Source organism: Pseudomonas sp. W4I3, assembly GCF_030816195.1.
Taxonomy (GTDB): Bacteria; Pseudomonadota; Gammaproteobacteria; order Pseudomonadales; family Pseudomonadaceae; genus Aquipseudomonas.
The window spans coordinates 5,881,987-5,907,526 of record NZ_JAUSXS010000001.1 but is presented as its reverse complement, the minus strand read 5'-3'; the positions used below and the strand labels follow the sequence as shown (position 1 = coordinate 5,907,526).

The window sequence follows — 25,540 nt, the reverse complement described above, 5'->3', positions numbered from 1 at the left end:
TCGCGCCCTCTTTTATATCCCCGATGTGTTGCTCGCCCACCATGACCAAACGTGAAGCTCCAATCTACAAGGTGATTTTCCTCAACCAGGGCCAGGTGTTCGAAATGTACGCCAAGCAGATCTATCAAAGTGATCTGTGGGGCTTTCTGGAGGTGGAAGAGTTCGTCTTTGGCGAGCGCACCCAGTTGGTCGTCGACCCGGGCGAAGAAAAGCTCAAGGCTCAGTTTGAAGGCGTGGTGCGCAGTTTTGTGCCGATGCATTCGATTGTGCGCATCGATGAAGTCGAGCGCCTGGGCACGCCCAAGATCAGCGAAGCGCGCGGCGTGAGCAATGTCATGCCGTTTCCGATGCCAATGCCTGAGAAGTAAGGCCGGTCAGGGCAGGGGTGAGAAGGGCGAACGCCCGTCGGCACTCTGCAGTTCCTGCAGGTAATTGCGGAAGATCTGCCCCAGCACCTGGGTTGCCACTTCCAGTTCATCGCGCTGCATGTGCTCGGCGACTTCGTCGGCGGTGTCCAGCGCGTCTTCGGCGCCGTTGACCGCAGCCATTTTCAGCACGATGTAGGCCTGGACGTTATTGGCCGGTACACCTTCACCGCGAAAGAACATGTTGCCCAACTGGAATTGCGCCTGGGCGTGGCCCTGGAGCGAGGCCTTCTCGAAGTAGCTCAACGCTTTGTTGAGGTCGACGGCCGGGTTCTTGCTGTCGTGGTAGTACTCGCCCAACTCGTATTGCGCTTGCGCGTCCCCCTCATCGGCCTGTTTCTGGCACGCGCTCAGGGCTTCGGCCTGGGTGTCCGGCTGGGTATTGAGGGTGCAGCGACCCATCGCTGGGATTAACAACGAGTTGCCGCCTGCTTGTGCATGCGCCAGCAGCGGCTGAAGGAGCAACAGGCAGCCCAGAACCAGGGTGCGGCCGGTGCGTTTCATGGGAATCGACTTACCTCTGACGGGGCGCGCGGACCCTCAAGGAGTCCAATAAGCGCGCATTATGAAATAAGCAGGCCTCTGCTTACAAAGTCTTTACTCGTTTTTCTGCTGCTTGGGCAAGTTATCTGCCGGATTGCAGGGCAATTCTCGAAAAAAGCAGGAAATCTCTGTAAGCAAAGTAGCAAATCTGACGCTGCCACGGGCAACGTCAGATCAGCGCCGTCACTTATTTCAGGGCCGCAAAGGCACGCTCGGCAGCATCCAGGGTCAGTTTCAGCTCGGCGTCGCCATGGGCGATCGAGGTGAAGCCGGCTTCAAAGGCGCTTGGTGCCAGGTACACACCGCCTTCGAGCATCAGGTGGAAGAAGCGCTTGAACAAGTCGGCGTCGCTGCCCATGACGTCATCAAAGGTGACGATGTCGTCGGCGCCGCTGAAATACAGGCCAAACATGCCGCCGGCCTGGGTGGTCACAAACGGGATGCCGGCGGCGTCGGCGCGCACTTGCAGGCCGTCCAGCAGGCGGGTGGTGTAGTCGGTCAGCTCGGCGTGAAAGCCCGGACGGCTGATCAAACGCAGGGTGGTCAGGCCGGCCGCCATTGCCAGCGGGTTACCGGACAGGGTGCCGGCCTGGTAGACCGGGCCCAGGGGCGCGATGTGCTGCATGATCTCGCGCTTGCCGCCGAAGCAGCCCACGGGCATGCCGCCACCGATGATTTTGCCGAAGGTGCTCAGGTCCGGTGTGACGCCGTAGTGAGCCTGGGCACCGCCGAGGGCGACGCGGAAGCCGGTCATCACTTCGTCAAAAATCAGCACCACGCCGTGCTTGTCGCACTGCTCGCGCAAGCCTTCGAGGAAACCCGGGGCCGGGGGCACGCAGTTCATGTTGCCGGCGACCGGCTCGACGATGATGCACGCAACGTCCTGGCCGACTTCACTGAGCATCTGCTCCACGGCGGCGATGTCGTTGAACGGCAGGGTCAGGGTGTGCTTGGCGAACGCCGCCGGTACGCCGGCCGAACTCGGTACGCCCTGGGTCAGCGCGCCGGAACCGGCTTTTACCAGCAGGCTGTCGGAATGGCCGTGGTAGCAGCCTTCGAATTTGATGATGCTGTCGCGACCGGTGAAACCACGGGCCAGACGGATGGCGCTCATGGTGGCTTCGGTGCCGGAGCTGACCATGCGCACCATTTCCATCGACGGCACGATCGAGCAGACCAGGTCGGCCATCTCGGTTTCCATCGCGGTCGGAGCACCGTAGGACAAACCGTGCTGCAGTTGCTGGCGTACGGCGTCCAGCACGTCCGGATGGCTGTGACCGAGGATCATCGGGCCCCAGGAGCCGACATAGTCGACGTAGCGCTTGTCATCTTCGTCGGTGACATAGGCGCCTTCTGCGTGCTTGAAGAACAACGGCGTGCCGCCCACGCTCTTGAACGCACGCACGGGGGAGTTCACACCACCGGGGATGTGTTTCTGGGCGTTGGCAAACAGGGTTTCGGAACGGGACATGATCGGGCTCTCTAAACTGAAGATTTAAGAAGGTCGTTGAATGCACGGGCGCGGCGCGTGACTTCCTGGGTGCTGTCGGCGCCGAACAGGCCGTGCACCACGGCGAGCAGGTCGGCCCCGTGGGCCACCAGCGGTTCGGCGTTTTCCAGGGTCACGCCGCCGATCACGCAGATCGGCAGGTGCAGGCGCTTGCGCGCCTCGGCCAGCATGTCAAGGCTGGCGGCAGGGGCGCCGGGCTTGGTCGTGGAATTGAAGAAGCGGCCAAAGGCGACATAGCTGGCGCCCTCCCTGGCGGCCTGTTCGGCCAGTTCGATCTGGCTGTGGCACGTGGCACCGATGATCGCCCTGGAGCCGAGCAGCGAACGGGCCGGGGTCAGCGGGCCGTCGGTCTGGCCCAGGTGCACGCCCACGCCCAGGCGTGCGGCCAGTTCGGCGTCGTCGTTGATGATCAATTGGGTCTTGTAGCGCGCGCACAGCTCCCGCAGTTTCTCGGCTTCACGCAGGCGGCGCGCGTCGTCGCTGCTTTTGTCGCGGTACTGCAGCAGCGTCACGCCGCCTTCCAGCGCCGCTTCGACGTAGGCGAGGAACTTGCCGGCCAACAGTTGGCTGTCGGTAATGGCGTAAAGGCCACGTAGTTTCATCGGGCAAGCCCCTTGCTGTGACGAGCGGTAAGTGGTGATGAACGGTGAGCTACGAGCAGAAATCCAGTGGCAACCGACGCGGTACGAACTGGCCCTGGCCGAGTTGTTCGGCGTCACGCAAGGTGCGCCAGGTGTAGTTAAGCGCCGACTGCACGGCGCTGGCCAGGCCTTCGCCCTGGGCGAGTCGCCCCGCCAATGCGCTGGCCAGCGTGCAACCGGAGCCGTGATAGCTGCCGGGCAGACGCTGGCACGTATAGGTATGGCGGCTGCCGTCGCGGCTGTACAGGCGGTTGTGCACTTCGTGCTCGTCGCCGTGGCCGCCGGTGATCAGCAGGTGCTTGATGAAAGGGAGCAGCTTCTCGGCGCATTCATCGGCGCTGCCGTCAGGCAATTCGGCAAGGATGCGCGCTTCGGGCAGGTTGGGCGTGGCGATCAGTGCCAGCGGCAACAGCCGCTCGCGCATCGCATAGCCGACTTCATCCTTGCCCAGACTGCCACCGCCGCCGGCGCGCAGCACCGGGTCGCAGACCACCGGCAGGTGCGGGTGCGCTTGCAGCAGTTCGACCACCGTGTCGACCATCGCCGTAGACCCCAGCATGCCCAGCTTCACCGCCGCGACTTCGGAATCGCCGAGCACGGCATTGGCCTGGGCCAGCACCCACTCGCGGTCGAGCACGCGGAAGTCGCTGACATTGACGGTGTTCTGCACGGTCAGCGCGGTGACGGCAGGCGCCGCGTGGCAACCCTGGGCGAGCAGGGCTTCGATATCTGCCTGCAAGCCGGCGCCACCACTGGGATCATGGCCGGAGAGACAGAGAACAACAGGGCGAGAGCTGTAGATATTCATGGTGCGCGAGCTTACCACCAAACGCTTTTTGCGTGGCTGTCCGGCGATAAGGGAATGTTGCGTTGCACAGCGCCTTTGTAATCGCAGAAAAACGAATGAATGCCCCTGAAAGCCACGTTCCAGAGCCCTCCAAAAAATAGTTCCAATGGTGTCCAATGGCCTTTAGCGGCTATGCTAGAGTGGATCCAAACAACTTACTGTATCGCCGGTATACGTCTTCTCAAAAGGATGGGGGGCTTTTTGACATAACCGGACAGGCCACGCTGGGGCTCTATGCGCTATTTGCTGATTTTATTATTGTGCGGGCTGCCGCTGCTGGCCGGCGCCGTCGAGTTCAATCAGAGCACCCGAAGCCTGCCACTGGGCCGGGTCATGCAAGTGCTCGAAGACCCCACCGGCACCCTCACCATCGCCGACGTCAGCTCCCCTGCCTACGCCACCCAATTCAAGACTCACGACAAGCCCACCCTTAATGCCGGTTATTCGCGCTCGGTGTTCTGGCTCAAGGTCAACCTGCACTACACCGCCATTGACCCTCGCTCCCCGCGTACCTGGTTTCTGGAACTGGCTTACCCGCCGCTCAATCGCCTGGACCTGTACCAGAACGACGGCACCGGCAACTATCGGCTGACCACCCGCACCGGCAGCGCATTACCCTTTTCCAGCCGTGAAGTGCGCCAGAGCAACTACCTGTTCAAGCTCAACTTCGTGCCCGACCAGCGGCAGACGGTCTACCTGCGCCTGCAAAGCCAAGGCTCGATCCAGGCGCCGTTGACCCTGTGGGCAGGCACTGCCTATATGGAAGAGCAGCCGCTGCGCCTGTATGTGCTGGGCGCTATCTACGGCGTGTTGCTGGGCATGCTGGTCTACAACCTGTTCATCTACTTGAGCGTGCGCGACACCAGCTACCTCTATTACATCCTGTATATCGCCTCGTTCGGCCTGTATCAGTTGTCGGTCAATGGCGTGGCCGTGGAGTACTTCTGGCCGAACAACCCGTGGTGGGCGAACGCGGCGGTGCCGTTCCTGATTGGCTCGGCGGCGTTGTTCGGCAGCCTGTTCGCGCGCAGCTTCCTGCACACCGCGCAACACAGCCGCTGGCTCAACCGCACTTTGCTGGCGCTGACGGCCTGTGGCGGGCTGGTCATGGTGCTGGCGCTGTTGACCAGCTACGCGGTGGCGCTGCGCCTGGCCACTGCGCTGGCGCTGGTGTTCACCGTGACCATCTTCGTGGCGGCGATCAAGGCTTGGTATTGCGGCCAGCGCATGGCGCGTTATTTCATCATCGCCTGGTCGGCGTTCTTGCTTGGTGGGGTAGTCAATACGCTGATGGTGCTGGGCTACTTGCCCAACGTATTCCTCACCATGTATGCCAGCCAGATCGGCTCGGCCATCGAAGTCGCGCTGCTGTCCCTGGCCCTGGCCGACCGTATCAACGGCATGCGTGAGCAGCAGGCGCAGATCCTGTTCGACGCCAGCCAGAAGCTCGAAGTGCTCAACCAGCAACTGGCCCGCAGCAATCGGCTCAAGGATGAATTCCTCGCCACCTTGACTCACGAGTTACGCACGCCGATGAACGGCGTGATCGGCTCCCTCGAGCTGATGCAAACCGTGCCCCTGGACGATGACCTGGCGCAATACCAGCAAACCGCTGCGGGGTCGGCGCGGGACATGATGCGCATGGTCAACGGCATTCTCACCCTGACCGAGTTGCAGGCCGGCCGCCTGGCTGCCCGACCGCAGGTGTTTGGCTTGCGCGCGGTGCTGGATACCTTGCGTCAGCAGTTCACCGCCAGCGCCCAGGCCAAGGGCCTGGAGTTTTCCGTTGACGTTGCCGATACCGTGCCGGACCGCGTGATCGGCGACGCCGACAAGCTGATCCAGTGCCTGGATTGCCTGTTGGACAACGCCTTCAAATTCACCCACCACGGCGCGGTGCGCTTGCGCGTGGTTGGGGTTCCCCAGGCAGATGGCGAATGGCGCTTGAGCTTTATCGTGACCGATACCGGTATCGGCTTCGCCTTCCTGGACGAGGCCACGCTGTATCAGCGCTTCTTCCAACTCGATGGCTCGATGACCCGCGAATACGGCGGCCTGGGCATTGGCCTGGCGATTTGCCGGCAGTTGATCGAGCTGGCGGGCGGACGTCTCACCCATCATTCAGAGCCCCGCAAGGGCAGCCGCTTCCAGCTGGAAATGGACGTCAAGACGATCCCGCCCGAACCGAAGCCGGCCACGCAGGTGCAGCCTGCACAACGAGCGCCGCTGGAATGCACAGTGCTGCTGGTGGATGACAACAGCGTGGCGCAACTGGCGGTGCGCGGCATGCTGCTCAAGCTGGGTTATCGGGTCAAGGCCGTGGACGGTGGCCCGGCGGCGCTGGCTACTTTGCAGGAGAACAGGTTCGACGCGGTGGTGTTGGATGTGCCTGAGGGCGGCTTCTCGTTGTGCTGCCAGATTCGTGCCTTGCCAGGTTGCGGTGAGTTGCCGGTGATCGGTCTGAGCACGGCGCTGAATGTGGCCGATCGTGAGCGCTGTCATGGCATCGGCATGAGCGAGCACTTGGCCAAGCCGGTACGTTTCGAGGCTTTGCAGGCGACACTGGAGCGTCTCGTACTGTGTCCGCAGCAGGGCGAAAGCGCCGAGCATTCGGCACGTATGCCACTTTTTTAAGGCTTGTGACGGTGCTTAACTGAAATCAGGGCCCCGATGTCACGTGGCCTTTTTCCAGGAGGCCCGTCATGAATCTGCACCGGTTTGCCGAAACCCACGACGTCACCAACCAGCCACCGTCCCTGGACGGTACCAACCTGTACCGCATCGACCTGCCCCTGCAAGAGTGGACGCGTCGCTTCGGCGCCGGCTGGGCCGAGTCGCGTATCGATGCCTATGGTGCGCTGGCCGGCGGGCCGTTGATGGCGGCGGGGTTCCTGGCCAATCAGCACAAGCCGGTGTTCAGCAGCCATGACCGTTATGGTCATCGGATCGATCTGGTGGAGTTTCATCCCGCCTACCACGAACTGATGCGCACCGCCGTCGAGCATGGCCTGCCGTCGTTGCCGTGGACCCACCCGCAATCCGGCGCCCACGTGGCGCGCGCCGCGATGACCTACCTGCACAGCCAGGCCGAAGCGGGCAGCGGTTGCCCGCTGACCATGACCTTCGCCTGCGTCCCGGCCTTGCGCTTGCAACCCGACCTGGCGGACCTCTGGCTGCCGAAAATTCTCAATACTCAATACGACCCGCGCAACGTCGGCATCGCCCACAAGGCCGGTGCCACCATCGGCATGGCCATGACTGAAAAGCAGGGCGGCACCGACGTGCGCGCCAACACTACCCGCGCTTACGCGGTGGGCGCGGGCGGCCCGGGGCAGGCTTACGAACTGGTGGGCCACAAATGGTTCTGCTCGGCGCCGATGTGCGACGGCTTCCTCACCCTGGCCCAGACCGACAAGGGCCTGACCTGTTTCCTGCTGCCCCGGCATCGCCCGGATGACACGCGCAACGAGTTCTACATTCAACGTTTGAAGAACAAACTGGGCAACTGCTCCAACGCCTCCAGCGAAGTCGAGTTCCGTGGCGCCCTGGCCTGGATGGTGGGTGAAGAGGGGCGCGGCGTGCCAACCATCATCGAGATGGTCGCCATGACCCGCTTCGATTGCATGGTCGGTTCCAGCGCGCTGATGCGCCAGGCATTGACCCAGGCGAGCCATCACTGCGCCCATCGCTCGGTGGGCGGCCGCGTGCTCAGCGAACAGCCGCTGATGCAGAACGTGCTGGCTGACCTGGCCCTGGAAAGCGAAGCGGCCTTGGCCTTGAGCCTGCGCATGGGACGGGCGCTGGATCACCTGGGCAATGAACAGGAAGCCAAGTTCGCCCGGCTGGTGACGGCGGTGGGCAAATACTGGATCTGCAAGCGGGCGCCGGCCATGATCAACGAAGCCGCCGAATGCATGGGCGGCGCCGGTTATGTCGAGGACAGCATCCTGCCGCGTCTGTACCGTGAGGCGCCGGTGAATTCGACGTGGGAAGGCTCCGGCAACGTGCAATGCCTGGACGTGCTGCGGGCCTTGTCGAAAGAGCCGGGCGTGCTGGAGGCGTTGTTTGTCGAACTCGGCGATGGGCATGGCGACCAGCAACTGGCGCGGCACATCGAGCGGTTGAAGTCGGCGTTCATGGACACCCAGGATATCCAGTACCGCGCCCGCCAGCTGACTGAGGATATTGCCCTGGCGCTGCAGGCCAAGCTGTTGCTGGAGGCTGGGAATGCGGCGGTCAGTGATGGGTTTATTGCCAGTCGCCTGGGCGAGTCGCACGGTCGAGTGTATGGCGCCTTGCCGCGCGGCGTGGATGTAGAAGCCCTTGTCGCCCGCTCAACCCCTGGCTGAACACGCACCCATGTGGGAGGGGGCTTGCTCCCGATAGCGGTGAGCCAGTTGATAAATCTGCTGGCTGACACACCGCATCGGGAGCAAGCCCCCTCCCACATTATTAAGAGCATTCCAATCCGACTGTTTCAGTGCAGCCTGGATACAGGCAAGATAAAGGCCTGCAAGTCCAGAACACAGGATGCTTACCGTGACCGAAGCTTTTGTTGTCGTTCAAACCGCTGAAGAGGCCGTGGACCGGCTGGCCGCTCTGCATGAGCGTGCGACTGGCGCGCTCAATCAGGCCCTCAAGCAATACCTCAAGGACCGCGTCGAACCCGACGCCGAACAACGTGCGCTGTTTCGCTACCCGGAACTGCGCCTGACTTACCACTGCCACTGCGAAGTCCCACAAACTACCCGGGCGTATGCCAAGGTGCAGTTGCCGGGTACCTACAGCGTCACCGTCACCCATCCGGCGGCGTTCCGTAAGTACCTTTTGGAGCAACTGGTGCCGTTGATGCACGACTTCACCGTGACGGTGGAAGTGGGCGTCAGCCAGCAAAACATTCCCTACCCTTACGTGGTGGAGCAGGGCGACGAACTGGCCGGCTCCGGCGTGACCGCCGCAACCCTGGCCCGCGTGTTCCCCAGCACCGACTTGTCCGCCGCCACCGACGGCATCGCCGACGGCCTGTATGACTGGGAAAACACCGACCCGCTGCCCCTGGCCCTGTTCGACGCGGCCCGTGTGGACTTTTCCCTGCGCCGCCTGGTGCACTACACCGGCAGTGACTGGCGCCATGTGCAGCCGTGGATCCTGCTGACCAACTACCATCGCTACGTTGACCAGTTCATCCTGCATGGCCTGGAGCAACTGCGCAGCGACCCACGGTTTATCCGCATGGTGCTGCCGGGCAACGTGGTGATCGACAAGAGCATGGACCACGGCGAAGCGTCGGCGATTGCCGCGGGCGTGGTGTGGCACCGTTACCAGATGCCGGCCTATCACCTGCAGGCCAGTGACGGCCACGGCGTGACCCTGGTGAACATTGGCGTGGGCCCGTCCAACGCCAAGAACATCACCGACCACCTCGCTGTGCTGCGCCCGCATTGCTGGCTGATGATCGGGCACTGCGGCGGCCTGCGCCAATCCCAGACCATCGGCGACTATGTGCTGGCCCACGCCTACATGCGTCGCGATGGGATTCTGGACCGTGTGGTGCCGCCGAACATCCCGATCCCGGCCCTGGCCGAGGTGCAACTGGCGCTTCAGCAGGCGGCGGCGAAAGTCACCGGCGAAAAAGGCGAAGAACTGAAAAAACGCCTGCGCACCGGCACCGTGCTGACCTACGACGACCGCAACTGGGAGCTGCGCTGGGCCCAGGAACGGCCGCTGATCAACCTGTCGCGTGCCGTGGCGGTGGACATGGAAAGCGGCACCATCGCCGCCCAGGGTTACCGGTTGCGCGTGCCGTACGGCACCTTGTTGTGTGTGTCGGATAAACCGCTGCACAGTGAGATCAAGTTGCCCGGTTCGGCCAACGCATTCTATGAGCGTGCGGTCAGCCAGCACTTGAAGATCGGCATCGAAGCTGTCGACCTGTTGCGCACCGAACTCAACGCGCTGCACTCGCGCAAACTGCGCAGCTTCGACGAGCCACCGTTCCGCTAAGCGGTTGGGATGGTCATTTAGCGGTCAGGCCACTAGCATTGTCGGTCCTGACCGTTAGATGTTTTCTTCGCCATGTCCCGTCCTACCCGTCCCGATTCGCGCCGCCCTGGCGTGAAACCCCCGCATGCAGGCCCGCGTCGTGTCGCCAAGGCGCCGCCCGCCGAGCCCAAGCTGATCCTGTTCAACAAGCCTTTCGATGTGCTGACCCAGTTCAGTGACGAAGGCGGGCGCGCGACCCTCAAGGATTTTATCGACATACCCGGCATCTACCCGGCAGGCCGCCTGGACCGTGACAGCGAAGGCCTGTTGCTGCTGACCAACGACGGCCAGTTGCAGGCGCGCATTGCCGACCCCCGGCACAAGCTGGCGAAAACCTACTGGGTGCAGGTCGAAGGCGAACCCACCGAAGAACAGCTGCAACGTCTGCGCGACGGTGTGGAGCTTAACGACGGCATGACCTTGCCCGCCGAGGCCCGGCAGTTGGCGGAGCCTGATTTATGGCCACGCAACCCGCCCGTGCGCTTTCGCAAAAGCGTGCCCACCCACTGGCTGGAACTGGTGATTCGTGAAGGGCGTAACCGCCAGGTACGGCGCATGACCGCGGCGGTGGGCCTGCCGACGTTGCGCCTGGTGCGCGTGCGCATTGGCGACTGGTCTATCGAAGGCCTCGACCAGGGCCAGTGGAAGGCCGTACCGGCGCGCTTATAAGGCGCCGGACTCGATCAGGCCGATCACCACGCTCTTGATGATGAACGCGGCCACGCCCAGGCCCAGCACGAAAAACAGAATGAACGAGCCAAAGCGCCCGGCCTTGGATTTTTTCGCCAGGTCCCAGACGATAAAGCCCATGAAGATAATCAGGATCGTGACCAGGCCGGTCATCATCCATTCTTCGAACAGGGCGGGGTCGATGTTGTTCATGGGCTTTTCCGACGAGGGCAGGCGGCAAGTATAAGGCAGTGTCCACAGACGCTACATTGACCTGGATCGAAGTATGCTTCAAATGTGGGAGGGGGCTTGCCCCCGATAGCGGAGTGTCAGTCGGTACATTTATCAACTGACCCACCGCAATCGGGGGCAAGCCCCCTCCCACATTTGAGCCTCAGTGTTCTCAGGTGCGCAGGTGTGTCAGCGGCAGCTCGGTGCTGTTGAGCACCTGGTTCAGTACGAAGCTCGAGCGCACGCTGGTCACGCCTTCAATCCGGGTCAGGTGGCCCAGCAGCAGTTTCTGATAGTGGTCCATGTCCGGCACCACCACTTTCAACTGATAGTCGGCATCCATCCCGGTCACGAGGCTGCATTCCAGCACCTGGGGCAGGGTGCGGATGGCCGCTTCGAAATTCTCGAAACGTTCCGGGGTGTGCCGGTCCATGCCGATCAATACGTAGGCGGTCAGGCTCAGGCCCAGCATCTTGCGGTCGAGCAACGCGACCTGGCGGGCGATGTAGCCGTCGTCCTCCAACTGCTTGACCCGGCGCGAGCAGGGCGAAGGCGACAGGCCGATACGCTCGGCCAGCTCCTGGTTGGAGATCCGTGCGTCACGCTGCAATTCCGCCAAAATACTCAGGTCGTATCGGTCAAGCTTGCTCATTGGGTTAGCCTTCGTCGTAACTATTGCGGTGAATTATCCATGAAGGGTTAAAAATTGCGCAAGCACTGTTTATTGACGCAATCTTCGCAATCATCCATCGGGCGCAGGCGGGTATCTTTATCAACAGAATCACCGCCTGGACAACAGTCCACTGCAGCGAGCCCAATCCGGCCCGCTGCGGCCGCCACCCCAGCAGGGTTGAGCCGGCCTCCAGGCTGCACACTGTCCACAAGACGGCGTGAGGTGAGCCAACGTCAAAAGCGTTGAGCCAGGACGAAATTCTCAAGGGGTGGCCGACGGGTCACCCCTTTTCTTTTCCTTCAAGAAAATAGTTCTCGTGACTGATAACCTCTCTCAGAACCGGGCGAGGCTTTTCCAGTCTCATGAACAGGCCCTAATCCGCAGTGAGGAAAAGCATGAAGCGCATCTGGCGTATGGCAGGTGTTGGTTTGCTGGTGGTCAGCGTGGGCGCCCAGGCGGTAGCCGACGAACGCGATAACTCACCGGGCCAGGGGCAGCGCCCGCAGGGCGGCGGGCAGCATGAACGGGGGCCGGAAGGCGGTGGGCGTGCGGAAAATAACCAGCCGCGCCCGCAGAACCCGCATGGCGATCACGCCGGCCAGAATGGCGGCGGTCAATGGCAAGGGCGCCCCCAGGCGAACGAACCGGGGCGGCCGCAACCGCAGCCGTCGAATAACCTGCCGATCCAGGGGCGGCCCGATACCGTGCGCCAGACCCAGGAGCCGCGACAGGGCTATTACCGCGATATCCCACGGCGTAACGACGACAACCGACATTGGGAGGCGGGCGGTCCAGGTTCACGGCCTGGCGACAATGGCCGTCCTGGCGACCACCGCTGGCCAGGTCGTCCCGATGGGCATGGCAATGGTTGGGGGTCGGGCCCGCAATATCGCCCAGGCTACGTCGTCGACCGTTTTCCCGACCGCAATTACCGCGTGCCCTACCGTGGCCAGGATTACTTTTACTCCGGCGGCTACTGGTATCGCCCACAAGGCCCGCGCTATGTGGTGGTGACGCCGCCGTACGGTATCCGTGTGCAATACCTGCCGGATTACGCGAGGGAAGTGTGGGTGGGCAGTTCGCTGTTCTTTCTCGCCGCCGGTGCCTATTACGCCTACGAGAGCAGCACCGCGCAGTACGTAGTGGTGCAACCGCCGACGGCCGTGCCGGCACCGCAACCTGCGCCCCAGGGCAACGGTTATGACGTGGTGGCGTATCCCGCCAACGGCCAGTCACCGGCCCAGGTGCAGCAAGACGGCTACGACTGTTATCGCTGGGCCGTGCAGCAGAGTGGGTTCGACCCTCGCACGGTCACCTACGCCCCCGACCCGGCAGTGGTGCAAACCTATCGCCAGGCCCAGGGCAACTGCCTGAGCAGTCGCGGCTATCAGGTGCAACAGTAGCAGCTGCAAGCTTCAAGTTTTTAGCTTCAAGCTTGGGGCTTGTTGCTTGCCGCTTTTAGCTGATCCGCAGGATCCGCATGCACCAGCACCTCGGCCTTCGGGTAGGCCTGATGAATGGCATCGGCGGCCTGATCGCTGATGCCGTGGGCCACTGACAGCGTCAGCTCCCCTGGCAACTCCAGATGCAACTGCACAAACCAGTGGTTGCCGGACACCCGCGTGCGCAAGTCATGGGCACCCAGTACGCCCGGTACGCCACGGGCGAGGTCCAGCATGTGCTGGCTGATGTCCGCCGGCAGTTCTTCGTCCATCAATACGGCGAAGCTTTCCCGGGCGATCTGGATGGCGCTCCACAGGATGTAAGCGGCGATCGCCAGGCCGAACCAAGCGTCCACCTGATGCCAGCCGAAACCCGCGAGTACCAGTGCCACCAGGATGCTGCCGTTGAGCATCAGGTCGGAGCGGTAATGCAGCGAATCGGCGCGTACCGCGTTGGAGCCGGTTTCGCGGATCACCCGATGTTGCAGCATCAGCAACGCCACGGTCAGCGCCAGCGAAAACACGATCACGCCAATGCTCAGCCAGGGCGCGCCCACGGGTTCGGGGTGCTGCAAGCGTTGGTAGGCCTGGAACGCAATCAACACTGCACTGGCGCCGATAAACAACGCCTGGGCCATCCCCGACAGTGACTCCGCCTTGCCGTGGCCGTAACGGTGATCGTCATCGGCGGGGCGCAGGGCGTAATGCACCGCCAGCAGGTTGAGCAGCGAGGTCACGCCGTCCAGCAGCGAGTCGGTCAAGCCGGCGAGCATGGCCACCGAGCCACTGAACCACCAGGCGATGGCCTTGGTGATGATCAGCACACAGGCCACGCCCACCGAGGCGCGGGTGGCCAGGCGCAGGAGCCTGGCGTGTTCGGGACTGCTGGTCATGGGCTGTCCTTACGCGGCGGGCTGCAGGCCCAGGGACGCCAGTTGGTGCACGCTGCCCTTGAACTGGATCAGGCGAGGGTCGTCCAGTGGCAAGGTGCGGCCGGTTTCCTTCTCGATGATGCTTTGCAGCTTGGCGTTGTCGACCTTGCCGTCGGCGCCGATGGCCTCGTGCAGTTTTTCCGGCGCGACCTGGGCGGTCTTGCCCGGTTCGTAGTAGATCGCACCCGTGGCGAAGTCGACGCCGAACGCGATCAGGCCGGGGATCACATAGAACAGCAGGCCGACCGCATCGAGCACGGCGATCGCCGGGTCGATCTTGCCGTCGATCTGGCCACGGCGGTCCGGGTAGAAAATCGAACCGCAGGCGGTGAGTTGGCTCAGCAGGGTGACGGCGAGGACACCGCCAATGACACGGGAAGCGATACGCATAAAACTCTCCTGAACATGGTGTGAAAGGTGGCCACAAGCGAGTCTACAAGGCGACGATGCTCCAATGTGGGCTGATGTTCTTGAGACCCGCGCAAGCATCCGGCAGTTCGCCGTTATACTCGTCGCTCTGCTTTGGAGCCAGTATGAATTCGTTGCCGATTGATGATGTTTTACCCGCCCTGCGTGACGCCTTGGCGATCCGCCACGAAGCCGTGCTGGAAGCGCCACCCGGCGCCGGTAAAACCACCCGCGTGCCGCTGGCCTTGTTGCACGAGCCATGGTTGGCCGGGCAAACCATCCTGATGCTCGAACCCCGGCGGCTCGCCGCGCGGGCCGCCGCCGAACGCCTGGCCAGCGAGTTGGGTGAGAAGGTCGGTGAAACCGTCGGCTATCGCATCCGTCTCGACAGCAAAGTGGGTCCCAATACCCGCATAGAAGTGGTCACCGAAGGCATTCTCACCCGTCGCCTGCAGGACGACCCGGCGCTGGACGGCGTGGGCTTGCTGATCTTCGATGAATTCCACGAGCGCAGCCTCGACGCCGACCTGGCGCTGGCCCTGAGCCTCAATGGCCGCGAGCTGTTTCGCGACGACCAGCCGCTGAAAATCCTGCTGATGTCCGCCACCCTCGAAGGCGAGCGCTTGGCCGGTTTGCTGGACGACGCGCCGATCCTGCGCAGTGAAGGGCGTATGTTCCCGGTGCAGATGCGCTGGGGGCGGCCGTACCAGGCCGGGGAATTTATCGAGCCGCGGGTGGTGCAGGCAATCCTTGAAGCCTTGCATGACGAGACCGGCAGTGTGCTGGTGTTTCTGCCGGGGCAGGCGGAGATTCGTCGGGTCAACCAGCAACTGGCCGATGCCTTGGGGGATGGCACGGATGTGCTGCTCTGCCCGCTGCACGGCGAATTGGACCTCAACGCCCAGCGCGCCGCCATCGACCCGGCACCGGCTGGCAAGCGCAAAGTGGTGCTGGCCACCAACATCGCCGAGACCAGCCTGACCATCAACGGCGTGCGCGTGGTGATCGACGCCGGGCTGGCGCGGGTGCCGCGTTTCGACCCCGGCAGCGGCATGACTCGCCTCGATACTCAACGCATCTCCCGCGCCAGCGCCACCCAGCGTGCCGGCCGGGCAGGGCGGCTGGAACCGGGGGTGTGTTACCGGTTGTGGTCCGAAGACCAGCATGACGGTTTGGCCGCCTATGGCAGTGCGGAAATCCTTGCTGCCGACCTCGCCGGCCTGGCGCTGCAGTTGGCCCGTTGGGGCGTGACCCCCAGCCAGTTGGTTTGGCTGGATGTGCCGCCGACTGCCGCCTATGCCCAGGCCCAGGATTTGCTGGTGCGCCTGGGCGCCTTGAATGACGACAAACTCACCGTCCATGGCCAGAAAATGGCCGAGCTGCCGGCTCACCCGCGTATCGCCCATCTGTTGTTGCGCGGGCAGGACCTCGGGCTGGCGGCGATGGCCTGCGACGTGGCGGCGCTGTTGGGCGAGCGCGATATCTTGCGCGGTGGTGGTGCGGACTTGCACAGTCGCCTGGCGCTGATGTCCGGCGAAGAGCGTGCCCGTGGTACCCAGGGCGGGGTGCAACGGGCCAGGCAGTTGGCGCGCCAGTATCGTGGTTATTTAAGAGGCAAGGCCAGCCAGCCGGTGGCCGAACCCGCCCACCCTCGTTGGCTCGGCGCCCTGCTGGCGCTGGCCTATCCGGACCGCGTCGCTCAACAGCGTCGCCCCGGTGGCGCCGAATACCGTTTGGCCAACGGCCGCGCTGCGCTGTTCGCCGAAGCTGACAGCCTGATGAAACAACCTTGGCTGGTGATCGCCGACCTGGGCAGCCGCCAGGGCCAACGCGAAGAGCGCATCTACCTGGCGGCGGATTTTGATCCGGCGCTGTTCGATACGGTGCTTGCCGAGCAAGTGCGCAACGTCGACCAGTTGGATTGGGATGAACGCGAAGGCGTGCTGCGCGCCGAACGCCAACGCAAAGTCGGTGAACTGGTGCTCAGCCGTGACCCGCTGACCGGTCTCGACGAGTCTGCGCGCAGTCAGGCACTGGTCAACCTGGTGCGCCGCAAAGGCCTGGAACTGCTGCCCTGGACCCCGGAACTGCGCCAGTGGCAAGCACGAGTGATGCTGTTGCGCCACCTGGACGCCGGCAAAACCAGCGAGTGGCCCGACCTCAGCGATAAGGCGTTGCTGGCCAATCTGGAACATTGGCTGATGCCCTATCTGGGCAAGGTCACGCGTTTGAGCCATTTCGCCAACCTGGATATTTCCAGCTACCTGCACAACCTGCTGCCCTGGCCCTTGCCCCAGCGCCTGGATGAACTCGCGCCGCAGCATGTGAAGGTACCCTCGGGCTCGTCTGTGCGCCTGGACTACAGCGAACAGCCGCCAATCCTCGCGGTGCGCTTGCAGGAGCTGTTCGGGTTAGCGGATACCCCGCGGATTGCGGGTGGGCGTCAGGTGGTGAAGTTGCACCTGTTATCACCGGCGCGGCGGCCGGTGCAGGTCACGCAGGACCTGGCGAACTTCTGGCGCAGCACCTACGCCGAGGTGAAGAAGGATTTGAAGGGGCGTTACCCCAAGCATTACTGGCCGGATGATCCGCTGGTGGCCGAAGCGACGGCCCGAATCAAACCTAGAAAGCCTTGAGTGTAAGTAACTCCCCAGTCTTTTTGATGACTGGGGTGGCTACCTGAAAGTGTGGAATCACAGCAAGGGGGTTGTCTTGAAGGACTTAAAGCGCTTCAAGCGCGCTATCAAATTCCTTATGCGCGTTTAGCAACAGCTTGCTCGATAGGGCGTGGATGCCGCAGGTGTACTCGATGAAAGAATGCTCGGCGGTTTCAGACTGGGCAATATTGTAGTTCTGAAAGGGCAGCATGGCCCTGCGCACCGGGGACTGATCCAGAATGTTTTTGAATGTGGTGCTTGCGTCATCAGCGATCCACAGCCTTCTTACTTTTCTCTGCTGGTTGCCATCGATGAATTTATGCCGGGCATGCAGGACCCGCAGGTTATCCATCACCAGAATGTCCCCTGGCTCAAGGCTGATAGGGGTAATGTAACGCTCGTTGGTGGAGTAGTGGGTCTGGATGTATTTAAACGCAGTGTTGGCCCATTCGGGAATAAAAGCAGTGCTGTCATACCGGTAGCGAATTCTTATTTTTTTATCATCGATTTTTTCAAAGACTGCGCAATCGATGGACAACAAATCGTCGCGGCAGTAAGTGACACTGCCGCGGGTCATCAATATTTTTAATGTGTCAGCCTGATTGGCAAGCAGGTCATTGTAGATTTTCTGCCCATCCACCAAGAAGTTGTCGCCGCCAAATTCAGGCTTTGAAACGCACTGGAGAATGACGAATTTGGGAGGCGTGATTTTTTTCGCAATCCCCTCTACGTAGGCGATGCCATTCAAGAATGACCCATCGGTATGCGGGAAAAAATCGCTCGACAGTTCGCCGTGATAATCATCCTTGAAACGTTGCCAGTCCTTGTTGATTGGCTCGCCACCGCCCACCACACCATGTTCATCGGACTTGGTATGAAACTGAATCAGCCCAAACTTGCCGGCGGCTTCTCTAAAGGCTTCCATAGAGTGGTCTCGAGGCGTGATGACGCAATATCCCTGCTCTTTCAAAAACGTTGAGATTTCTTTGGTTTCAAAAAAATCAAACTTACGTGTGCTCATTTCACGCTCCTTGTTTTAATGGTAGAACTTTTTATAGGCCGTTGAAAAAATGATCGAAAATCATCTTCAAACCAAAAAACGTCACTCCTGCCTTTAAAAGCACCGCGCCGACACGCTGCGATATACGGTCTCTGAGAAAGCCGCCCAGGTACGAACCCAATGTAGAGGCGGTAATCATGATGATGATCAGGTTGGCGTAATCCATGAACGCAAATCCCGCAATAACAAAGGCGGCGACCTTGAGCCCATGCAGTACGCTCATTTGCATGGCGTGGGTGACGATGACTTCGTTTTTATTAATATTCATCTTCATCAGGATGGGCTGCGATATCAAACCGGTTACTGCCACGAACAGTGAAAGAAAGGTTTGAAAGAAGCCCACTAGCGCAAAGTTTTTAAATATAAAACCCAGGCGTGCGACGATCTTGGTCCAGGTGATGGCCAGAATGAAGAAGCCGAGAATCAGTGATAAATATTGCTCGGGGAACTTGCCAATGAAGAAGTAGCCGATGAAGGCGCCGACCAGGCAGCCAATAACGTATTTAGGCAGAATTTCAACTTTTGCACTTTTGAAGTCAAACGCGAATCGACTGGCATTGCTGACCATTTGAATCAAACCGTGAACCGGTACAACTGCGGAGATGGGAATGAATTGAGGCATTACCGCAAGCAGTCCGATCCCACCGCCCACACCAATGGCGGCCGTCATGAATGAGGTGATAAAACTGACGCCCACCAAGAGATACAAACCATCAGAAAGTTCGAGCATTATTAATGTCCTGTCCAATTTTATAAAACGTGAAGCGTACATATCGATGCGTTGGCTTTTTCACAGGGTGAATAAACCGGGCGCAATCGCCTACGCGCGCGCTGAAAAAGTCAGGCGCTTTAAATTTTGGGTAGTAGTGGGTATCGATACGTGATTAAAGGGCGGCCGTGATAGCCGTTGCTTAGAACCTTCCCGAAATAAGTCATTAGAACTTCATCACCTGAAGTGATGCGATACGTGCCGGACGCTACGCCATGACTACCGGGGTAGAACATGTATATGTTTTACCCACCGACACGTTCATAGCGAGCCTCTCATACAGCCTGCGCTTTATTGCTCGGGCAGTGCCCAGGCGATGATGCTGTCGCCTAACTTGGTTGGGATCCGGTCATGACCGCCAACCACTGCCACAACGTACTGTCGACCCTGACTCATATAGGTCAAGGGCGAAGCCTGATTGCCTGCTGGGAGGCGTTCTTCCCAAAGCAGTTCGCCGCTTTCGCTGTTGTAAGCCCGCATGAACCGGTCAATAGCGGCACCGATAAACGTCACGCCGCCGGCGGTTGTCACGCCCGTTGCATCACTCGGTGTACCGATTTCGAAGCGCATCCGGGAGGCGATCCCCCAAGGTCCGCTGTCATAGCCTGTGCCGAACGGGCGGCTCCAGACGACATCGCGAGTGCGCAGATCGATACCGGAGATAAAACCCCAGGGTGGCGCAATGCAAGGCTGGTCAAGGAATGACATCCACGGATCTTTAATCGCGCCGTAAGGCAAGCCGGCCTGGACGCGGAAGCCCTGGGCGTTGCCCGGCGACTCCTGGAACGACTTGGCCTTGATGGCGTCGAGTTGTTCGCGAGACACCAGCCCCTGCATATAAGGGAGGCGCTGGTTATTGATGATCAGCAGCCCTCGCTTGAGGTCTACCATCACACCGCCCCAGTTCAAGCCGCCATGATGGCCGGGGAAGATCAGGCTTTGCTGGCCCACGACCGGCGGGGTGAAGATCCCTTCGTAGCGTGCCTGACGAAATTCGAGGCGACATTGCATCTGATCGAAAGGTGTCAGGCCCCAGGCATTGGCTTCGGTCAGTACTTCCGGTGATTTCGATGGGCGCCCCATGGTGCTCGGCATATCAGGGGACAGTGGCTGGGTGGCTGCGGTGTAGTCTCCAGGAGCGGTGCCCTGTGGAACGGGAGCTTGCACGACATCCACCAGCGGTTCGCCGGTGGCGCGGTCGAGGACGAACAACTGGCCGGATTTGGTCGCTTGGATCACGGCCGGGCGTGGCCCGGCAGCCGTCGGAAAATCAATCAGGCTGGGTTGCGGGCTCAGGTCGTAGTCCCATAGATCATGGTGGACTGTCTGGAAGTGCCAGCGGACCTTACCGGTAGTGGCGTCCAGTGCGACCAAAGAAGAGCTGAACTTGTCTTCTTGTTCTGTGCGGGTGCCGCCATAGAAGTCGCCCGCTGCGTTGCCGGTAGTGACGTACACCAGGCCCAGTTCATCGTCGGCCGACAGCGGTGCCCACGAGTTGGGCGTGCTGAGGGTGTAGGTTTCGTTGTCGCGAGCGGGGGCGTTGGTGTCTGGACGGCCCAAATCCCAGGCCCACTTCTGTTTGCCGGTCACTGCATCGTAGGCGCGCACCACGCCCGAAGGGGCAGGGCGTACATCCGAGTCAAGCACTCGGCCCCCGGTGATCACGACCCCGCGAATGACCAGAGGGGCGGACGTGATGCCCGTCGAGCCTTTTCTGAAGGTGCCCAGCCCGTCTTTTAAATCCGCAAAACCTGCGTTGCCGAAGTCGGGGCACGCCTGGCCGGTCAGAGCGTCCACCGCTCCCAGGCGAATATCATTGGTGCCCCAGATGATGCGCGAGGCGCACAAGCCACTGGCATTGGGGACTTCGAAATAAGAGACACCACGGCAGTAGGCGCCGCCATTGGCGAAGTAGTCCGGGTCGACTTTGGAGTCGAACCGCCAGTTTTCCTTTCCGGTGGTGGCATCCAGGGAAATGATGATTTGCTTGGGGGTGCAGGTGTAGAGCGAATTACCCACCTTGATCGGCGTGGCTTCGTTCAAGTACTTGGTTTTCTCACCGGGTTGTTTCACGTCGCCGTGGTGGTATTCCCAGGCTTTGACCAGGCCCGACACATTCGAAGGAGTGATTTGCGATGCGGCTGAATAGTGGTTGCCCAGGTTGGAGCCTGCATAGGCGGTCCAGTTGGTCTCGGTGTGTGACGCGGCAATATTGCCGTCTGGAGAAGCGACGGTACTGCGGCTGAAGGCGACGGCGGGGCGTGTGGTGGCGAGCGCCGAGTCGGCAAGGTGAACGCTTTTGGGGAAGAACAGCGGCACCAGGATGGTGGCCCCCATCACCAGCGGCAGCACACCCATGATGATCAAGTAATGACTTTTTCTGGCATTGGCAAAATCACGCCGTACCAAGGGCCAGAACGCCAGGAACGGCACGCTGAGAATCGCCAGCCAGGCCAGGCGTGGAATATAGGCCCAGCCATCGTAACCAGACTCCCACACCGCCCAAGCGTAGGTGGTCACAGAGGCTGCGCCATAAAGGTAGAGGCCGAGGGATTTTTTCAGGCCCATGAGGATGGCCGACAACAACAGCGCGGTGCCCATCATCGCGTAGTAGGGTGACCCGCCCGCTGCCATCAGAAGGCCGCCTTTATAGGCCAGCATCGCGCCAAGCAGGGCAACCACTGTGTTGTACACCCCGAACAGGAGGTTTGAGACTCCTGCTGCGCTACCCAATGTCCTTTCGTTCATGGCAACCATCCCTGTGCGATTCGATACGGATCCGTGTCCGAGCGGCGCGCATGATTGCCTATTGTTGTAATGAAATACAATATCTTGTGAAAAAATTAACTGTTTGGTGATTTTTTTGTATTCTGTATTGAGCGGAAACAATTGTGCTAGGCTGGTTGGCCCGTTATTGGGCGGTGATGGCAAAGCTCCGGCACTGACGGGTAGTCAGTGACGTGCTCTAGATTTGGCTATCTTCTGGCAAGACGCGCTGATCAGTCTTGAGACGGCCGACTTGATCCAGGTGGCGCCAGAGAAACTGTGCGGCTTCTTCACGCCGATCAGACTCGATGAGGTCGAGCAAATGAATGTGTTCCTGACATTGCGCCTTAAGGCGCGTGCGATCGATGTTGGCCTTGTAGCCCATAAAGCGCCTGAGCTGATTCTGGTGGCGTATGGCGTCGATGAAAAAAACGTTGCCGGAACACTGCACGATCATTTCGTGAAACTGGGCGCCCACCTGGAACAATTGCGCGCGGGACAACGTCTGGATCTCGCCGTCGATCAGGGCTTGTTGCTGTTGCCTGGCCTGGGCAAATGCGGCGTGATTGATCTGATAACCGGGCTCAAGCAGCGCCGCCGGTTCGATGGCCATTCGGAAACGGTAGCTTTGAATGTGCGCTTGCGTGTTATGCACGAAGTCCTTGAGGCCCCACCCTTGGCCCGGCTTGCGCTCCACCATGGCTTCGCTGGCCAGCCTGTTCAGCACCTTGAGCAACTGCCCCCGGGGCACCTCGTAACGCCGCAACAACTGCGCTTCGAAAAAGTGCGCAGGTATTTCTCCACTCAGGATGTCGTCGACCACGCGCAGGTAAAAGTCCTCGAAAGGATCGCTGGCGCAAGGGACTGCGGCTTCCTGAATCTGCCCGGCGCCTTGTTTGAGGAAGTAGCCACGATTGGGCTCCTGAATGGCAAGGTCCCATTCGGCGAGCAAGGCAAACACCCGCCGGATAGGCGAGCGCGATACCCCGAGCGCTTGCGCAAATGTCTGCTCGCGCAAGGGCTCACCGGCTTTCATCGAACGGGCGCGAACCATATCGATGACGCGTGGGGCCAACTGCAGGGCGAGGTCTTTCTTGATCACAGGTTTTATTCCGAATGGTTAGCTTCAGTCCGTTCCCGTCGGGGCAGATGCCCCCAACGTACTGGAGTGGGAAAATACCACACGAAGAGCATGAGTATTCGCAGTGACCACTTTCGATAGCGTGGCGCTGGAGCCGCGAAGAAGGCTCCAGGCTGATGATGTGTTTATTCCCAGGATGGATATTTATCAATGCTCAAATTCAATGCTCACCTCGGTTTTCAATTTAATGAATTGCCTTTTCTGCAACGCATCGAAGCCGCCGCCGCTGCCGGTTTCAGGGCGGTGGAGTTTCCGTCGCCCTATGAATTCGATGCGAGCCTGCTCGCCGACCACCTGGCCCAATACAACCTGCCGTTGATTCAGTTCGCGGCACCGGCGGGTGTTACCAAAGGCATCGCTGCCTTGCAGGGCAAGGAGCAGGAATTTCGCGATGGGCTGCGCGAGGCGGCCCGCTATGCGAAGGCGCTGGACTGCTCGAATGTGCACATCATGTCTGGCGTGACCACGCCCCAGGATGAGAGCGCGCCTGCCTATGCAGGTAATTTGGAATACGCGGTCAAGTACCTCGAAGACCAGGGTTTGCGAACGCTGATTGAAGTCATCAGCCCGCAGGCGATGCCAGGCTATTACATGTCCGACTTCAGCAAAGCCCAAAAGGTGCTGGAAACCTTTACGAGTGTCGGACTGATTCTGGATCTTTACCATGCCCAGTTGTTGACCGGCGACGCAGCCGGGGTGCTGGCGCAGTTTTACGACAGGACCGTCCATGTACAAATCGCCGACAACCCGGGGCGTCATGAGCCGGGCACCGGGACCATGGACTTTGCCGCCTTGTTCGCGGCGCTGGAGCAGCGTGGCTACCCAGGGTGGATCGGCTGTGAATACCGCCCATCCGGCAGCACTGTTGCCAGCCTTGAGTGGCTTGAGCCGCTGCGTGCCTAGGTGTTGAAAGGCTAGGGGTTATTGCGCGGCGGGCAGCAGGAACCGGGCGATCACCGGCAAATGGTTCGAAATGCGCAACGTATCCTGCTGTCGCACCTTGGCCTCCACCCGTTTGATCCGCGAACTGTAGAACAGGTAATCCAGCGTCCGATCCGGCCCCTCAAGGCTTGGATCGTTGGGGAAGTGCGTCAGCCATTTTTCCCGGTCGATCCCGCTGGATTGGTTGTTGCTCGGGATCATCGGGTATTTGTCCCACAACAGATGCAGCTCGCTGTCGGGCGAATACTGGCCGCGTTTTTGCGCATCCAGGCGCAGGAATTGGCCCAGCGGCAGCAAATTGAAATCCCCCCCAATCAGCCAGGGCGTGCCACGGCCCTCGAGTTTATCCAGCAGCTTCACGGTGGCCTTCACCTGCTCCTGCACTGCACTGCGCCCAGGCGCGTCGCCGTCCAGGCGCGTGTTGAGCACGGCCAGCTGGCCGCCGTCGCTCAGCGGCAGGTAGGTCAACAACAGCGCCGGTTTGGGCTGGAACTGGCGGCTGATGATATTGGCCTCTGCCGTCGGCAATTGCAGGCGCTCGGCGTGTTCGATCTGGTAGCGGCTGAGGGTGGCCAGCTTGCGCCCGACACTGCCGAAGATACGCAAGTTGGGGACAAAGTCGGCTTTCCAGTCGAAAGCCTGGGTGCTGCAGGGGTAGAGGTCGACCAGGCGCTCCTGCAACAAAGCGAGCTGATCCTGATAATGGGAGGGCTTGGCGCCTTCGTCGACTTCCTGCAACAGCAGGATGTCGGGCTGTTCGTCGCGGATCACCCGCGCCACCTCGTCGAGGCTGAAGGCCATGTCTTCAAGCGTGGGCCGTTCGTCCGGGCCGCTGCCGTCCGGGGTGTCGTACCAGAACACGTAGTTCTTGCCGGCCAGGTATTGCACGTTCCAGGTCATCACCTTGAGCGCCTGCCCCGGCAGCAGGGTGGGCGCACGCGGCGCCACGCAACTGACGGGCAGGGTCTGCTTGTCGTCCGGGCGCCAGGTCAGGCTGTAGATCAGTGCCGTCAACAGGCCCGCCATCAGCAACAGACTCAACAAGGTGATGCGCAATAAACGGGTCATCGGCTCGGCTTAAGTGCGTTTCAGAATGGGCACGGAGCATATCACCGCGCGTCGGCGTCGCCACCGATCAACATGAATAAACGGAACAGCACCACGCTGGTAAACAGCTGCAGGAAACTGTGGGCGCTGTCCATCAGCAGCCCCAGCAGCGGCGCGGGCTCGGGATAGACCGCCACGCTGGCGCCCTTGAGCAGCCACAGCGGGGTCATCACGCACAGCATGCACACCAGGATTCGCCAGAAGTGTCCGCGGGTCAGGCGCAGGCTTTCCTTCATCGCTTCAAGCGCCGACAGGCCGCGCAGTACCAGCAAGTACTCGGCAAACGCAAGCACCACCATCAACCACAGGCCCGGCAGGAAATACAGCGACAGCCCGAGCAGAATCAGCAGCGTGCTCATGGCAGTCAGCAGGGCGAAGCGCGGCCACATCGCCAGGGCCATGGCCCACACATCCCGCGTGCTTGGCGATTCGCCTCGGGTGCGCGCGTCGAGAAAGAGGATCAGGGCGCCGGTGTACAACGTATACACCAGCAGTCCCACCACCACGCTGTAACCGCTGAAGGCATCCGGCCCGAGCGTATGGTCGAGCACCTGCTGCAGCAGGGCTTCGAGGATCACCAGCGGCAGGCACAGCTGGACGATCGCGCCCAGGTTGCGTTGGGTAAAGCGGAGGGAGTCGCGCAGCACGTCTAACGGATTCATCAGAGTCATCACAGGCCGAAAAAGCAGGGGCACACTTTAACCGATAGCTGGCGTGGGCAAGCAAACGTAAACC

General features: G+C 61.1%; 22 protein-coding genes. 8 read left to right on the top strand and 14 right to left on the bottom strand.

From position 1 onward, the window contains the following. The first annotated feature begins 41 nt into the window (after positions 1–41). Positions 42–368 (top strand): DUF1820 family protein, encoded by a 327-nt coding sequence (locus tag QF045_RS26905; RefSeq protein ID WP_003236992.1) that lies wholly within the window; start codon positions 42–44, stop codon positions 366–368. Positions 369–374: 6 nt separating this feature from the next. Here QF045_RS26905 and QF045_RS26900 read toward each other — a convergent pair whose 3' ends face one another. From QF045_RS26900 to QF045_RS26885, 4 genes are all read right to left on the bottom strand, one after another. After that, the gene (locus QF045_RS26900; protein WP_057724919.1) at positions 375–929 is read right to left on the bottom strand and encodes a tetratricopeptide repeat protein; all 555 of its coding nucleotides are present in this window, start codon (positions 927–929) and stop codon (positions 375–377) included. A 226-nt stretch (positions 930–1,155) separates the two neighbouring features. Next, a complete protein-coding gene (gene hemL / locus QF045_RS26895; RefSeq protein WP_306494750.1) occupies positions 1,156–2,439 on the bottom strand; it encodes a glutamate-1-semialdehyde 2,1-aminomutase in 1,284 nt (427 codons plus the stop codon). An 11-nt stretch (positions 2,440–2,450) separates the two neighbouring features. Then, positions 2,451–3,080, bottom strand: a complete 630-nt coding sequence (gene thiE, locus QF045_RS26890; protein ID WP_306494749.1) for a thiamine phosphate synthase — start codon at positions 3,078–3,080, stop codon at positions 2,451–2,453. A 49-nt stretch (positions 3,081–3,129) separates the two neighbouring features. Continuing rightward, positions 3,130–3,927: a hydroxymethylpyrimidine/phosphomethylpyrimidine kinase gene (locus tag QF045_RS26885; RefSeq protein ID WP_306494748.1), complete on the bottom strand. Its 798-nt coding sequence runs from the start codon at positions 3,925–3,927 to the stop codon at positions 3,130–3,132. Positions 3,928–4,200: 273 nt separating this feature from the next. On the opposite strand from QF045_RS26885, the gene QF045_RS26880 reads away from it, so the two are divergent. The 4 genes from QF045_RS26880 to QF045_RS26865 all read left to right on the top strand — a co-directional run bounded on the left by QF045_RS26880 (position 4,201) and on the right by QF045_RS26865 (position 10,677). Further along, positions 4,201–6,600, top strand: a complete 2,400-nt coding sequence (locus tag QF045_RS26880) for a 7TM diverse intracellular signaling domain-containing protein (protein ID WP_306494747.1) — start codon at positions 4,201–4,203, stop codon at positions 6,598–6,600. A 68-nt stretch (positions 6,601–6,668) separates the two neighbouring features. Continuing rightward, on the top strand, positions 6,669–8,315 hold the full coding sequence (locus tag QF045_RS26875; protein ID WP_306494746.1) for an acyl-CoA dehydrogenase family protein: 1,647 nt from the start codon (positions 6,669–6,671) through the stop codon (positions 8,313–8,315). A gap of 181 nt (positions 8,316–8,496) precedes the next feature. Continuing rightward, positions 8,497–9,969, top strand: a complete 1,473-nt coding sequence (gene amn / locus QF045_RS26870) for an AMP nucleosidase (protein ID WP_306494745.1) — start codon at positions 8,497–8,499, stop codon at positions 9,967–9,969. Positions 9,970–10,041: 72 nt separating this feature from the next. Then, positions 10,042–10,677 carry a pseudouridine synthase gene (locus tag QF045_RS26865; protein WP_306494744.1) on the top strand — a complete coding sequence of 212 codons (636 nt, stop codon included), beginning with the start codon at positions 10,042–10,044 and terminating at the stop codon, positions 10,675–10,677. Here the strand turns inward: QF045_RS26865 and QF045_RS26860 are convergent. Both QF045_RS26860 and QF045_RS26855 read right to left on the bottom strand, forming a co-directional pair. Continuing rightward, positions 10,672–10,881, bottom strand: coding sequence for a DUF2788 domain-containing protein (locus tag QF045_RS26860; RefSeq protein WP_025999909.1), 210 nt, complete (start codon positions 10,879–10,881; stop codon positions 10,672–10,674). The genes QF045_RS26865 and QF045_RS26860 overlap by 6 nt on opposite strands. Before the next feature lie 199 nt (positions 10,882–11,080). Beyond that, the gene (locus QF045_RS26855) at positions 11,081–11,560 is read right to left on the bottom strand and encodes an Lrp/AsnC family transcriptional regulator (RefSeq protein WP_003194418.1); all 480 of its coding nucleotides are present in this window, start codon (positions 11,558–11,560) and stop codon (positions 11,081–11,083) included. 416 nt (positions 11,561–11,976) lie between these two features. Here QF045_RS26855 and QF045_RS26850 point away from each other — a divergent pair, with 416 nt between their 5' ends. Beyond that, positions 11,977–12,984, top strand: coding sequence for a DUF6515 family protein (locus QF045_RS26850; RefSeq protein ID WP_306494743.1), 1,008 nt, complete (start codon positions 11,977–11,979; stop codon positions 12,982–12,984). Positions 12,985–13,010: 26 nt separating this feature from the next. On the opposite strand, the gene QF045_RS26845 is transcribed toward QF045_RS26850, so the two are convergent. Both QF045_RS26845 and QF045_RS26840 read right to left on the bottom strand, forming a co-directional pair. Next, positions 13,011–13,916: a cation diffusion facilitator family transporter gene (locus QF045_RS26845; protein ID WP_306494742.1), complete on the bottom strand. Its 906-nt coding sequence runs from the start codon at positions 13,914–13,916 to the stop codon at positions 13,011–13,013. 9 nt (positions 13,917–13,925) lie between these two features. Continuing rightward, positions 13,926–14,345 (bottom strand): polyribonucleotide nucleotidyltransferase, encoded by a 420-nt coding sequence (locus tag QF045_RS26840; protein ID WP_306494741.1) that lies wholly within the window; start codon positions 14,343–14,345, stop codon positions 13,926–13,928. A 143-nt stretch (positions 14,346–14,488) separates the two neighbouring features. On the opposite strand from QF045_RS26840, the gene hrpB reads away from it, so the two are divergent. Next, the gene (gene hrpB / locus QF045_RS26835) at positions 14,489–16,999 is read left to right on the top strand and encodes an ATP-dependent helicase HrpB (protein ID WP_306494740.1); all 2,511 of its coding nucleotides are present in this window, start codon (positions 14,489–14,491) and stop codon (positions 16,997–16,999) included. Between the two features lie 85 nt (positions 17,000–17,084). Here hrpB and QF045_RS26830 read toward each other — a convergent pair whose 3' ends face one another. From QF045_RS26830 to QF045_RS26815, 4 genes are all read right to left on the bottom strand, one after another. After that, entirely contained in the window at positions 17,085–18,041 is a 957-nt protein-coding gene (locus QF045_RS26830; RefSeq protein ID WP_306494739.1) for a TauD/TfdA family dioxygenase, read from the bottom strand. A 31-nt stretch (positions 18,042–18,072) separates the two neighbouring features. Then, positions 18,073–18,810, bottom strand: coding sequence for a TSUP family transporter (locus QF045_RS26825; protein WP_306494738.1), 738 nt, complete (start codon positions 18,808–18,810; stop codon positions 18,073–18,075). Between the two features lie 330 nt (positions 18,811–19,140). Beyond that, positions 19,141–21,597, bottom strand: coding sequence for a membrane-bound PQQ-dependent dehydrogenase, glucose/quinate/shikimate family (locus QF045_RS26820; RefSeq protein ID WP_306494737.1), 2,457 nt, complete (start codon positions 21,595–21,597; stop codon positions 19,141–19,143). 217 nt (positions 21,598–21,814) lie between these two features. Beyond that, positions 21,815–22,717 (bottom strand): GntR family transcriptional regulator, encoded by a 903-nt coding sequence (locus tag QF045_RS26815; protein ID WP_306494736.1) that lies wholly within the window; start codon positions 22,715–22,717, stop codon positions 21,815–21,817. 189 nt (positions 22,718–22,906) lie between these two features. Here QF045_RS26815 and QF045_RS26810 point away from each other — a divergent pair, with 189 nt between their 5' ends. Continuing rightward, positions 22,907–23,659: a hydroxypyruvate isomerase family protein gene (locus QF045_RS26810; RefSeq protein WP_306494735.1), complete on the top strand. Its 753-nt coding sequence runs from the start codon at positions 22,907–22,909 to the stop codon at positions 23,657–23,659. An 18-nt stretch (positions 23,660–23,677) separates the two neighbouring features. On the opposite strand, the gene QF045_RS26805 is transcribed toward QF045_RS26810, so the two are convergent. Continuing rightward, on the bottom strand, positions 23,678–24,766 hold the full coding sequence (locus QF045_RS26805; protein ID WP_306494734.1) for an endonuclease/exonuclease/phosphatase family protein: 1,089 nt from the start codon (positions 24,764–24,766) through the stop codon (positions 23,678–23,680). Between the two features lie 41 nt (positions 24,767–24,807). Continuing rightward, positions 24,808–25,467 (bottom strand): YciC family protein, encoded by a 660-nt coding sequence (locus tag QF045_RS26800; protein ID WP_306494733.1) that lies wholly within the window; start codon positions 25,465–25,467, stop codon positions 24,808–24,810. Between the last annotated feature and the right edge of the window lie 73 nt (positions 25,468–25,540).